At 67.7% G+C, this 12,116-nt stretch carries 6 protein-coding genes and 1 pseudogene; 2 read left to right on the top strand and 5 right to left on the bottom strand.

All coding sequences use genetic code 11. The features are described from left to right. The first annotated feature begins 38 nt into the window (after window positions 1–38). Entirely contained in the window at window positions 39–659 is a 621-nt protein-coding gene (gene lepB / locus ACFQV6_RS38520) for a signal peptidase I (protein ID WP_378032647.1), read from the top strand. 131 nt (window positions 660–790) lie between these two features. Here lepB and ACFQV6_RS38515 read toward each other — a convergent pair whose 3' ends face one another. The 5 genes and pseudogenes from ACFQV6_RS38515 to ACFQV6_RS38495 form a co-directional block, all read right to left on the bottom strand. Continuing rightward, window positions 791–1,159, bottom strand: coding sequence for a hypothetical protein (locus ACFQV6_RS38515; RefSeq protein WP_378032646.1), 369 nt, complete (start codon window positions 1,157–1,159; stop codon window positions 791–793). A gap of 751 nt (window positions 1,160–1,910) precedes the next feature. Then, the gene (locus tag ACFQV6_RS38510; protein WP_378032645.1) at window positions 1,911–2,288 is read right to left on the bottom strand and encodes a hypothetical protein; all 378 of its coding nucleotides are present in this window, start codon (window positions 2,286–2,288) and stop codon (window positions 1,911–1,913) included. A 1,005-nt stretch (window positions 2,289–3,293) separates the two neighbouring features. Further along, window positions 3,294–3,629: pseudogene (locus tag ACFQV6_RS38505) on the bottom strand (GNAT family N-acetyltransferase); the annotation flags it as partial. Window positions 3,630–4,035: 406 nt separating this feature from the next. Further along, window positions 4,036–4,347 (bottom strand): hypothetical protein, encoded by a 312-nt coding sequence (locus ACFQV6_RS38500; RefSeq protein ID WP_378032644.1) that lies wholly within the window; start codon window positions 4,345–4,347, stop codon window positions 4,036–4,038. After that, a complete protein-coding gene (locus ACFQV6_RS38495) occupies window positions 4,347–10,679 on the bottom strand; it encodes an RHS repeat-associated core domain-containing protein (protein ID WP_378032643.1) in 6,333 nt (2,110 codons plus the stop codon). Before ACFQV6_RS38495 ends, ACFQV6_RS38500 begins: the two co-directional genes overlap by 1 nt. A 903-nt stretch (window positions 10,680–11,582) precedes the next feature. On the opposite strand from ACFQV6_RS38495, the gene ACFQV6_RS38490 reads away from it, so the two are divergent. Next, entirely contained in the window at window positions 11,583–11,999 is a 417-nt protein-coding gene (locus ACFQV6_RS38490; protein WP_378032642.1) for a hypothetical protein, read from the top strand. Window positions 12,000–12,116 lie beyond the last annotated feature (117 nt).

The raw sequence follows: 12,116 nt of genomic DNA, 5'->3' as shown, positions 1-12,116 counted from the left end.
AGTCAGACCTATCACCGGGTTTGGACCCTGTTTGTAGTGTGCCGTGGGTGTCCGCAAACACCGATGCCCCCAAGACCAGCCGAGCGCGCTTGATCGAGTTCCTCGTCCTGATCGTCGTGGCCGTGGTGGTCGCCGGCACGGTTCGAGCGTTTCTCCTCCAGACGTTCTATATTCCGTCGCCGTCCATGGAGCGGACCCTGCTTCGCGACGACAAGGTTCTCGTCAACAAGACCGCCTACTGGTTCCAGCCACCCGAGCGCGGAGAGATCGTGGTCTTCGCACCACCGGCGGAATGGTCGGCTGCTCCCGGCGAGAACTACATCAAGCGGATCATCGGCGTGGCCGGCGACCGCGTGGTCTGCTGCGATCAAAACCAGCGGCTCACCGTCAACGAGCAGGCTCTCGACGAGGACTACCTGTTCCCCGGGGACGTCCCGTCCAACGAACCCTTCGCCGTGACCGTCGGCGCGGACAGCGTCTTCGTCCTCGGTGACCATCGCAGCGACTCGGGCGACTCGCGTGCCCACCTCGCCGCCGCGAACGGAACCGTCCCGGAGGACCGCCTGGTGGGCCGGGCATTCGTCACTTTCTGGCCACCGGCGAGGGCCCGAACCCTGACCGTGCCCGCGACGTTCGCCGACATCCCGGCCTCACGGTGAAGCACAACTGACGGCCGTCAGCGCTGTCCAGCAGCATGTTGGCAATCCGGAGTACGTGCGTCGACGCCGCCGGTTGATCGCGTTCTGTAGCACACCGGGAGGCGATCTGAATGCGGGGTCGACCGAGGAGACTAGCTGGTCACCCGGCCCTCGGCAGGGTCGACCACAAAACACGCGCAATCCAGAATTTCCAGTAGTGCGGCCCGGACATGCTGGACCGCATCGTCGTCCACGTCCAAATGCAGCCGGCAGTCGCATGGAAAGCCAAGGGTCGCGGCTGCCCGTGGGCCGAACTCCAGGGAGAGCTCGTGGCCGATGAGGGTCCATGCGCCCGGACCCGCCGCGACCGCGCCGGTGCCGTTGATCACCTCGTCCACCCAGCCGTCATAGCGGAGGCGGATCAACATGACGTGGACGCCCGCGACGCCGAGGCTCAGCGTGTGCTCGTTGTCGGTCTGCCAAACGTCGATCCGGTCGACGCGCAGTCGGGTGCTCTCCACGTGCGGACCGTACTGCGACGTCGACTGTTTGCGCGACGGCGATACGGCCGAGCATGCGCGCTCCGCGGCAGTTTCGGACGCTTGCGTACAGCCGCAAGGCAGGCCACTGCCAAGGATCTCACGCTGCCAGCGTCCTGATCGTGAGCCAGAGCGGCAGCAAGGCGGCTGCATTCTTCCGGGAGATCTCGGCACCGCACCGTCTGGTACGTGCGTGATGATCAAGGAAGTCCCGCGTCCGAGACCTCCAGCGGTAGTCGAGCGATACCGTACTGGTCATCCCAGACCCGCGCTCAGCGGGCAGCCTACATCTGGGGCCCCGACCTCGTCCCGTATCCGTCTGTCTAGAGACATTTAGAAGTGACGACCTCCCGGTGCTGGCCGACGAGGGCTACCGGGTGGGATCGACTGGACCGGTTCTCGGTTGGTCGGCTGGGATTTCACCGTGGCCGAGTTGCTCAATCGCCTAGCTCATGCGCTGCGCGAAGGCCCGTACTCCCCGGAGGAAGCCACGAGAACTGGGTAACCCCGGACGCCCTCTCCACGCGCTATCTCGGCAAAGTCACACACGCGATCATTGGCCCAGCCGCCACGTGCGGTGACTGCCGCGCCGGCCACCGCGCACGATCAGCGGCATGTGAGTGCGGTGTGAGAAGGCGCGATGGCAGCTTGATAGAAAGCGTCGAGCCACACGCCGCATACCGACACTGGGCGAATCCTCTAGCCTCACGCGGTCGGCCACAGGTGGCGATCTCTAGAACACGACGAACCACAGAAGGGCCACGACGATCACAAGCACGATCGCCAGCGGAAGCAACAACGCCACAAGCTGAATGGACGCGAGCCATAGTTCGACCCGAGCGAGCCGGCCCAGCGTGCGCATTGTCGGGTCGACCGGCGCAGCTCGGGGCGCTTGTCGCTGTGCCTCGTGATGTTCCTGGGGCAACTCAGGCCCGGGAAACCGTTCCGCGATGCCCTGCCGTTGGTTGCGCCCGGCGAGCTTGGCGGCAGCATTGCGGCGGCGCATCCACTCATGGCGATCAGAGGCCGAGCTGGCGAGCCAGCGACCGAAGCCGACCCTGAAAGTCTCGTCGAAGGTCGGGCTTGCTGGATCAGCGGGTACACGGAACATTTAGTGGCATCCCCCATTCATGCACCTCGGCAGTCCCATCCGCATCCCAGTACACGTCAGGGCCAAACAAGAACCGATTGCCCGTGCGGCCCGCGATTTCACGTGCGCTGATCAAGCCTAGCCCTCTCAGACGGACCTCCGGACCCTCTTCCAAGACCATCGGGCGGCCGGTGACATCGGCGGACCCGAGGGCAGTTGAGCACGATGCTGCCGTCGCCGGACGTCGATCATCGCCCTCCGGGCGGCGTTCGCCACCAGGCCAACCGAGCCTGGATACGGCTGACATCCGCGTTTCGCGGAGCACCCTCACAGTTGCTTACCTCCAATGGCACGACCGTGGCCGGCCAGGCATGGTCGAGGCGACCAGCGGAGACCCTCTCAATTGGGCTGCGAGCGTGCCGGTGGAGCGGCTCGCGTCGATGCCACTCGACCTGAGCCGAGCCCGGCAGACTGGCGCGCACGCTCTGCGATAGAAGGGACGTTCGACGGAACGACGGCAAGTAGCTTGGAGGTCAAGATAGAAATCATGACCGCGAGAGATGAAATTCTTGCTGCGTTGCCCCGCATCGAGGCCCGAACCGCGGACGGCTCGTTCAGCCCTCAAGACGTCGTAGTCGAGCTACGCCGGCGCGGAACCGATCTTGCGGAGTCCACGATACGAACCCATGTCATCAGCCGAATGTGCTCCAACGCCCCTGACAACCACGCCAGCACCTACGACGACCTGGAACGAGTGTCGGCCGGCCGCTACCGACGCAGGTAGACCGCCTGCGTGCGGCGGCGAGATCGCGCGTTATCCGCGGCATGTGAATGAGGTTGATCTTGGTTGGCCGGAAGAACTCCGAACGCTGCGAACCGATTCGTGGATCGGTGTCACGGGGCTGACTCGTCGCTGCGGATGCGGGCGTGCAGGTGCATGTCGTGACGACTTCGGTGTGGACGGCTTCGCTTCGTTTAGTGCCTTCCAGCTTGAATATGGCTTTGACGGCGACCCGGCAAGAGGCGTCATTGCGTGTCGAGGCTCAGGTGCAGACGGTGGAAGCCGGCGACGCCGAGCGCCCAGACATTGACGGCGATCAGAGCGCGGGCAGCGACTCCGGCCCCACGAGCGGGCAGCACCCAGTAACCGCATCCCGCGACGCCGTCGTCGAGATTCAGGCTTCCGATGGCGACCCGTCCGAGCACCTCACCGCCGGCGCGCGTCGCCGCCCAGCTGGCGCCTTGTTCCTGCGACCAGTCCTGCCGGTATTGCTCGAACCAGTCCGTGACCTGCGCCTTGGATGGAGGTTGGCGGGTGTGCCAGTGCCGGATCGCCATGTCCTGGTACGCGGCGAGGCAGAAGGGCGCGTCGGACGGTTACCAGGGGCGCAGGATGAGGTCGCCCGGTGCGGCAAGTACCGGTTGCGGGTGTGCGGCGACGGCTCCGTCGGGGATGGCGGGCGGGGTGGGAAGTGGCGATCTCACTGCCTCATTCTGTCGTAGGCTGCAACGATCTGGATCCGGGCACCGAGGCCAGCGCTCTGGTCCCTGACCGCTGAACTCCGGGCTGGCGCTGTACCCGCAACCGCCTGCCCGGCGTGGGCTATAACGGCTGTGAACACCGCGCATTCTCGGCGGCCGAAGAGGATGCCGAATTTCCTGCGGCGCACCGCGCCGGATACTGGCGCTCGTGGAGAAAAGGTGGACACATATCAGGTGTCGCGCCCGGTACCTGATCGGTGGAAATCCGGTTGGCGTTGCGGCGCTCCTAGCGCAGCCCAGGCGGGGCGTTGACCAGCGGCGTCCACCGGCCGCCGACGATGTAGCCGGCGGGATTCATGGCCTCGAACACCGCGCAGTCGTCCGGGAACTCCATCACGAGAATTCGCGAGAGCACCGCATCGGGCAGACCCTCGGCAGCCAGCAGCGCGCGGGATGGCGCCAGGCCGCGCTGATCAAGGCGGGCGACGGCCAGCGGGAACTCGGCACACCCGGTCGCGGTCCAGCCGTCGAACGGGCACACCGAGCCGTCGAAGTAGTGGCCGCTGTTGCATCGCAGGTAGGCGACCGTACGGCTCATCAGAACGACCCTAGCGTGGCGCTGATATAGAGCGCCGCCTCCTCTTGCTTGAAGATGTTGGTGAAGCCGAGCCGCTGCAACTCTGCGACGATCTCACCGGCCGGCGCCTCGCTGCCGGTCTCGATGGTGAGCTGGCCGCCGGGCTGCAGCACCCGGGCCGCCTGCCGCAGTGCGCCGATCTTCTCGCCGGTGAAGGCGTCGTATGGCATCCGCTCGAAGAAGAGGGATTTGAAGGTGCCCGCGCGGAACGGGATGTTGGCTACGTTTCCGACGATCCGGGGGCTCGCGTCCCGGGCGATGTTGAGAGAAACGTCGCCGGCCACCTCGGCGCCGCCGCCCGAGGTGCGGCCGCCGCCGACCACCAGGCGCAGTGCAGTGGTCTCGGTGGCCTGCGCGGTGGCGGTCGCGCCCTCGGCGGCCGCGGTGCCGGTGGCCCGGCTCGCCGCCGACAACGCGCCCAGCGCGGGTCGCATGGCCCAGCTCTGTACCGGTGCGAGCGCGGTCAGGACGCCGTTGATGGAGGTGATCTCCAGCTGGATGGTGATCTCGTCGAGTTCGGCGTCGGTCATCGGCCGGGCCGGCGCGACCGACTGATTGTTGATCTCCGTCACTGGGATGCCCTCGCTGCGGAGCAGGCGCGCCTGGTCCTGGATCGGGAGGGCGAGGAACTCGCCGAGGTTCTGCGGCTTGCTGACCGGCCGGGCGCCGATATCGTCGGCGACCCGCGGGGCGACGACGCCGATCCCGCCGTCCGCGCCACCGCCGCAGGTTCCTGGGCAGACCGAACCGGACGATCCGGTGGGATCCGACGGCGGCGGGCCAGAGGTCTTGCCGGGCGCGACGTGGCCGGTGATGTGGCCGCCCGCGGCGGCGCTCTCGTCGTCGGTGAAAGTGACCGTGCTGCCGTCGTCGGCCTCCATGCCGGTCGGATCGGTGACGGTCGTGGGGTTGTTCAGCCCATAGCTGTACGGGTTGAGCGCCTCGCTGCTCCCGGTGGCCGTCAGCAAGGGGTCCGGCGTGAGGAACCGCTTGGCCGACGGGTCGAACAGCCGGGCACCCATGTTGATCAGGTTGATGTCCTCGTCGTGCTGATGACCGGTGAAGCCCCGCCGGATGTCGCGCAGTACGTCCGCGGCCGGCACCGAGGCCTGCGCCACCGACCGGGTGCCGAACGGCGTGTAGCGGAGATGCGCCACGACACGGCCGGACGCGTCGGATAGCGTGTCCACCGATCCGAGCGCGTCGTCGTGCAGGTAGACCGTGCGATCCGGGGCAGCCACCGCCCAGCTGACCTGGGCGATCGGCCGATCGGCCACGATCGAAAAGACGTGGGTGATCCGGCCGGCGGCGGCCCGCTTCTCGTAGAGGCCGCCGATCGAGACGGTGGACTCGTTGCCGCGCGCCTTGCGGACGCGGCGGTGGAACGCGTCGTACGAGAATCGGACGTCGCCGCTCGTGGTCCGGATCCTCGACGGCAGGTCGAACGCGGTGTAGTCCACGGCGCGGTTCGGGCCGGTCCGCTGGTTACCAACGGCGTCGTACGCGTACCGGGTGGTCGTGTTTCCGCTCTTCGTGGTGGTGACCGCGTGCGGCCCGGCCCCGTTTTCCCCGTACGTGTGGGTGGTGGTTCCCGCTTTCGTCTCGGTGAGTACGTTGCCGCCGGGCCCGTACGTCCAGGTCGTCGTGGTCTTGTTCGCGTTGGTGGCGCCCTGGTCCCAGCCGGTGAGCCGGTCGGCGGCGTCGTACTTGAACTCGTCGCTGAGCCCGAGCACGTGGTCCTGCCGGAGCCGGATGTTGCCGTTCTCCTCGTATCCGTACTCCAGGCTCTGCACTACGCCGGCGCCGGTGGCCGCCGCGTCGACGGTGCGCAGGCGCCCCACGTCGTCGAAGCTCCTCGTGGTGGTGACCCCGTTGCCGAGCACCTCGGCGGTCGGTTGCCCGAACACGTTGCGGGCCCACGCGGTCCAGTACTGCCGCTTGGTGGCCACGTCCTGCACGCCGCGGAGCTCACCCTGCGCGGTATAGACGTACTTCACCTGCAGCGGAGCTCGGCCGGGCACGACGGGATAGCTGAGCACGTCGATCCGGCCGTCCGGGGTGTAGGACATCCCGATGGCGTACGACTCGCCGGCGACCGTCGTGACCGTGCGGCTCGGGCGGGAGAGCGCGTCATAGGTGTAGGCCGTGGTGACGTTGTCTGTGCTGCGCGCCGCCGCCGGCAGGCCCAGGCCGTGCGGCGCGGTATCCCAGGTGAACGTCGTGGTGCCGCCGGCCGTCGTCATCGTCGTGGCCCGGCCCAGCACGTCACGCTCGTACGTGGTGGGCTTGCCGGTCGCGTCGGACTCGCGCATGACCTCACCGAAGGCGTTGTAGCTGGTCTCGTGCGTGCCGGAGTCGGGGTCGGTCAGCGCCGTGCGCCGGCCGAGCCGGTCGTAGGCCATCGTGACCGTGGCTCCGTCCGGCCCGATGATCTCCTGGAGCTCGTCGAACGTCCCGTACGCGTACGACGTGCGCAGCGTGGCGTCGGTGACGGAGGCGAGGCGGCCGGACTCGTCCTCCAGCACGACTCGCTGGTTGCCCTTCTCGTCCCGCTGGGTCGTCTGCAGGCCCTGATACGCCCAGATCCGCGAGGTCCCGTCCGGATTGGCGAGCGCCACCAGCCGGTCCAGGTCGTCGTATTCGTAGCGCCGCGACACCACCGGATCGCCGGCCTTGTGCGGCAGAGCGGCGGAGGCGACCCGCCCGGCCTCGTCGTAGGCCGTCTCAGTCAGCACGGTCGCGCCTGCGAAGTCCTGCCATTGCCTGCTGGTGACCCGGCCGTATGGGTCCTGCCGGAAGACGGTGGTCCGGCCGCCGGTGGCCGCCACCGTCACGGTCGGCAGGCCCGCCGCGTCGGCCAGATAACTCGTCGACACGTCGCCGTTGTCGGGGACGTCGAGGTAGCGCTGGCGCCCGAGGCCGTCGTAATGGAACTGCGTCCGCACGTTGTTGGGGTCGGTCGCCTGGGTGATCACGCCGAGGCCGCCGTGGTGCACGAGGAGCGTGTGGTGTCCGGCCGCGTTCGCCACGTCCACCGGGTACAGGTGCTCCGCGGTGTCGTAGGTGATCGTCTGGGTCCGGGTCTGCCCCGACCCGGTCGACGTAATCGCGGTCACGAGCCCGTACGCGTCGCGCTCGAGGACGGTCTCGACGCCGAGGTCGCCGGGCTCGTCCACCACCCTGGTCAGCATCGCTGTGTCGGGGTTGTAGTCGTAGTCGGTCGTCCGGGACTCCGCGCGGCCGGCCCGGGTAGTGCTCGTGTCGGTCCGGTGCCGCATCTGGCCGACGATCCAAGAGGCGTCGAAGTTGTCGTATGCGGTGCTGATCCGGCGGCTCTCGGGTCGGCCGGCCGGTGCCCCGGCGCGCACGGTGTAGACGAGCCGTTCGGTCTCGGTGACGTTGCCGAAGTCGTCCTGTACCTGGCGACTGTCGACCTGGCGGAGCAGGGTCGGTCCTTCGAAGTCCCGCACAGTGCGCTTGTCGGCGTATGGGAAATACGTCTTGTTCTGAACGACGGGGCGGCAGCTGGTCGTGGTGACCGAGCGATACAACCTCCCGCCGGCGGTCACCTCCGCCGTCTCGGTGACGGGCATCCCGGCGCACGGATAGAAGGTGCCGACGCGGGTCGTGTTGTCGAAGACGGTGCTGGTCTTCCGGCCGGTGACGTCGTCGATCTCGGTGCGTCGGCCGAAGCCGAGCCAGCCGCGCCCGCGCAGGTCGCTCCGGGCATCCGCGTACTGATAGCGCTTGCTGGTGCGGCTCGACGTCCCCGGCGCCTTGATCTCGTGCCGGGCAACGACCCAGCCGCCGCGAAGGGCGCACGTTTGCGGGTACTCGCAGCCGGTGCCGCGAGTGTAGACATCCGGGTCGCTCACCGGACGATAGGTGAAGCTGTTGGTGACGCCGCGGCCGTCGGTGATTCCGAGGAGCAGATCCTCCTTCACGCAGACGGGATCGGAGCCCGAGGTGCAGCCGGGGCTGCGCAGATAGACATGGAAGTTTCCGCGGGTGGGCTGGACGAAGTCGTCGAGACCGTCGCCGTTCGCGTCCAGTACCTTGGAGAGCCGCCATCCGCGGACGGACTGTGGCTGATTGCCCGCGCTGTTGACGTTGTCACCCACCGGGATCGCCGGCGTCAGCGACAACGGCTGGAACCCGGTGCCGGTGGAAAGCAGGACGGCCGGCGTGCTCAGCGGGAAGTTGGGGTGCCCGGAGCCGCTGAGCAGCAGGAGATCCTGGCGCCCGTCGCCGTTGAAGTCGGTTACCCGGGCGCCGACGTCGGCCTGCGGGTTGTAGAGCACTGGGCCGTTCGCCGACGCGAAGAACGGATTGACGCCCGGGGCGAAGCTGTACGGAGCGGGAATCGTCCACTTCTCAGGCAGCAGGAAGCCGTTCCCGGTGTTGATGGAGACGTTGAGGTAGCCCTGGGTCTGTCCCTCCGAAACCCAGTCCGCCAGGCCGTCCCCGTTGACGTCCAGGAAAATCGGCCGGGCGTAGCCAACCCTATCGGACACGATGTTGGTCGACCGGACCACCGGGCCGTCCGCGTCCAGCGTGATCGCGGCGTGCCCGCCGCCGCAGGCGAAGCCGCAACCGAACGGGGCGAGTAGCGAAGCCCGGCCGCTCCCGTCGAGATCGATGGCGATGCCCTTGGTGTTGCGGCTGAAGCCGGCCGGGGCGCCGGTCCGGAGATAGTCGGCCGGCCGGCCGCCGGCGTTCAGCCGGTACCCGGCGAAGTCGGCAGAGACCATTTCAGGCAGGCCGTCGCCGTTCATGTCGAGCACGTACGGTTCGCGGGTGTACGGCCGGAACTGCTCGACCGTGTCATTCATCGCGACCGTGCCGAGCGGGGTGTTCAGGTAGGTCCGGTTGAGGAACTCGGCCGGCGTCGCCGGGTTGTTGTCGCACTTGTCGCGCTCGAGGAAGAGCAGGTCGGCCCGGCTGTCCCCGGTGACGTCAATGACCCGGCCGTCGGACTGGACCGAGCCATCCCCCGGATCGACGCAGTTGAAGGGCAGATGCCGGCACCCGATCACCTCGCCGCCGGAAGCCGGCAGGTGGCAATGGCCCTGGCTACCGCCGCTGACGCTCGCGTCGCGGTACCAGATGTCGTCGCGCCCGTCGGCGTCCAGATCGGCGGTCTGTAGGACCGGGTTGCGATCGTCCCCGGCTTCGAGCAGGGTCACCGCGATGCCGGTGTCGACGTCAATGTAGGACTCGCTCGCGTCCGGCGACCACCGCAGGGAGGTCGGCGCCAGGCAGGCGCCCCTGCCGTCGCATTCCTGGATTCCGGTCAGCAGGCTGCGTTTGGTGAAGCCCGTGTTGGCGTACGCGAGCGCGTAGGACCGCATCAGTTGGCCCGTCCAGTGCATCTCGACGCGGGCCAGCCGTCGCCGTTGCTCCAAGCGCAGGCCGCTGACGTACTGCACGATCGCGTCGGGCCGGTCGGCATATCTGAAGCGCACCTCGCGCGTCGCCGGCACCGCGCCGGCGCTGGTCGACCCGGTATAGGCGATCGTGGTGAGAAGCTGCTCGTAGCCATGGTTTTCGAAGGCGTCCAGCTGATAGGCCGTCGTCAGATAGTTGCCGGCCCGGTCCTCCATCCGGGACAACGACCAGCCGAACCGCACCTGCTGCGTGTAATCGACCGGCCAGCTCTGCGGAACCGGGTCCGGGAAGCCGGTGCTCTGGTCGGCCTTGGCGCGGTGGCCCTGCACCATCGCGTTCGCGTCGCCGCCGCCCAGCGTGAGGATCCGCCTGTCGGGCAGATAGGCCTTGAAATACGTCGGTCCCAGCGCGTCTGGCGCGTACGAGACGATCTTCACGTGGCGGTCGCGTTCCAGCCGGTATTCCGTGCCGTCCCCGCCGTAGGCGCTGACTGCGCCGTTGATGCCGCCGGTCGCAACCAGCCGCTCGCCGTCCAGGCAGTACCGGTCACCCTTGTCGCCGTCGACGAACGCGATGCCACCGGCCGCGCCGTCCTGCGCGTACGTCCGGACGCACCGGGTGATCCGGGGAATGCCGGTCAGCCGCCAGCCCATGCCGGCGATGCCGTTGCCGCTCCGGCTCGAATAGGCGAGCGCGAGACCTGGCTCGATCCCGGCCCGCCCTGGAGGCGTCCACAGGGGAATGGTGTAGCGCGCCGCGCCGTCGGTGCTGACGCCGCCCTGCCCCAAGGTGCCCCCGACCGCTTGGCCGTCGACCGTCTCGGTCGCTACGATGTCATCGGCCGGCGGAGTCACCAGGGCAGTGGCGGGCGGCGGAGGGTCCACCCGCTCGGCCAACACGGCCATCGCCGATAGCGCGACGAGCCCCACGCTCGTCGCCGCCAAAGCTCGAAGGTGTCTCACCGGGGCCTCGCATCGATCGCAGCCTTCCTTTATGAAGAGTGACGTCAGCGCTACGGAGTGTCAATGGACGTGGGTGGGCCGCAGGACCTCTACCTGAGACGAGACAGGGACCGAGTCCGTTAGCCGACTGGCCTTAGATGCAGTGGTGTGTTGCCAAGCGGCTGAACGCTGCCGTCGCGGAACGAATCGCGTCGGCCTAGCCGTCCCGCACCCCGCCCTGGCCGAGTTCGTTCAGATCGTCCCGATCCTGCCCTATTCCGTGCGTAACCGGCTGCGCGACCTGCCCACGGCCCGGCCGTGTTGGCCGCCGAGTACGCCAACCTGACCGCCGGGCTCGCCTACGCGCAACACATCACCCAGCCGGTCCTCCGGGTCGTCAAAGTCTTGGGCAGGTTCCTCAACCAACCCAGCAGCACGACACCCGGCACCGCTTGCTCGATGACGCCATCCGCGCTCACCCCGCGACTGAGGACCCGGACCGGCAAGCGGAGCGAGGGTGGGCGCGTAGCCCAGCGAACCCTCTTGAAAAACTTCGGCAAGAAAATCACATCTGGCTGACAGCGTATTGCACGATGCAACCGCCGAAGTCGTCCCCATGGACTTGCGGAATTAATTCAGCAAGTCACTTGACGGTAGCGTCAGCGGCAGAGAGGACCAATAGTAGGTCAGTCGGCAGCCATTCTTGAATTATTCCATCGCACTACATCGGCCATGATCGGATGCACTCTTTTCGGCAGTTCAGCCCGTCGGCGACGGCACGCAGTCTGACTACCCAAGGTGAGGGCTGTCGCGGGCCGGTGTGCACGATCAGCGGCTGGGGAGTTAACTGAGTCAGGGAGACGATCGATGCGTGCAAAGCACAGAGCCCGGTTTCAGGCGTTTGGCACTGCGTTGGTCGCGGCGCTCTCCGCACTCGCGTGGGTCGCATGGCTGGGCTGGGATAGCGAGCATCAGGCTGATCCGGCTACCGGCGTCGCGACCGGCCCGTACGAGGTATGGCAGATCGCCGGTTGCGGGATCTCGCTGCTGATCCTGTTGGTCGTCGCTGAGTTGGTCGGCGTGCGAGCGTTGCCGGCGTCGGCGGCCCTGACTCTCGGGTTCACCGCAGTATGGACCGCTCAAGCGGCACGCTCGGACACAACCGGCCTCTATGCTGTCGGCTCGATGATGCTGCTGGCAGGTCTGGGCACTACGGCCGCGATGGTTTCCGCAGCCGTGATCGGCATCCGCGACCGGCGCGGGCACACACCTCCGCACCGGTGAAGCCGACGCCTCGAACGCCGCGATCCCGCCAGATCAGCGGCTAGTCTTGCCTTTTAACCTCCAGGTTTCTGCAGGTCGGCTTGGGTCCGGGCGCGGTGGATGGTTTTGCCCACGTCG

It is taken from the genome of Actinoplanes sp. GCM10030250 (genome assembly GCF_042666575.1).
Taxonomy (GTDB): domain Bacteria; phylum Actinomycetota; class Actinomycetes; order Mycobacteriales; family Micromonosporaceae; genus Actinoplanes.
Note: the sequence above shows the minus strand (reverse complement) of the source record. Positions and strands in the feature narration are given on the sequence as shown.

Excerpts from the sequence above, each read along its gene's own strand:
- ACFQV6_RS38510 (WP_378032645.1), bottom strand. The coding sequence starts at position 2,288 with ATGTTCCGTGTACCCGCTGATCCAGCAAGCCCGACCTTCGACGAGACT.
- ACFQV6_RS38500 (WP_378032644.1), bottom strand. The coding sequence starts at position 4,347 with ATGAGCCGTACGGTCGCCTACCTGCGATGCAACAGCGGCCACTACTTC.
- ACFQV6_RS38495 (WP_378032643.1), bottom strand. The coding sequence starts at position 10,679 with ATGGCCGTGTTGGCCGAGCGGGTGGACCCTCCGCCGCCCGCCACTGCC.
- ACFQV6_RS38490 (WP_378032642.1), top strand. The coding sequence starts at position 11,583 with ATGCGTGCAAAGCACAGAGCCCGGTTTCAGGCGTTTGGCACTGCGTTG.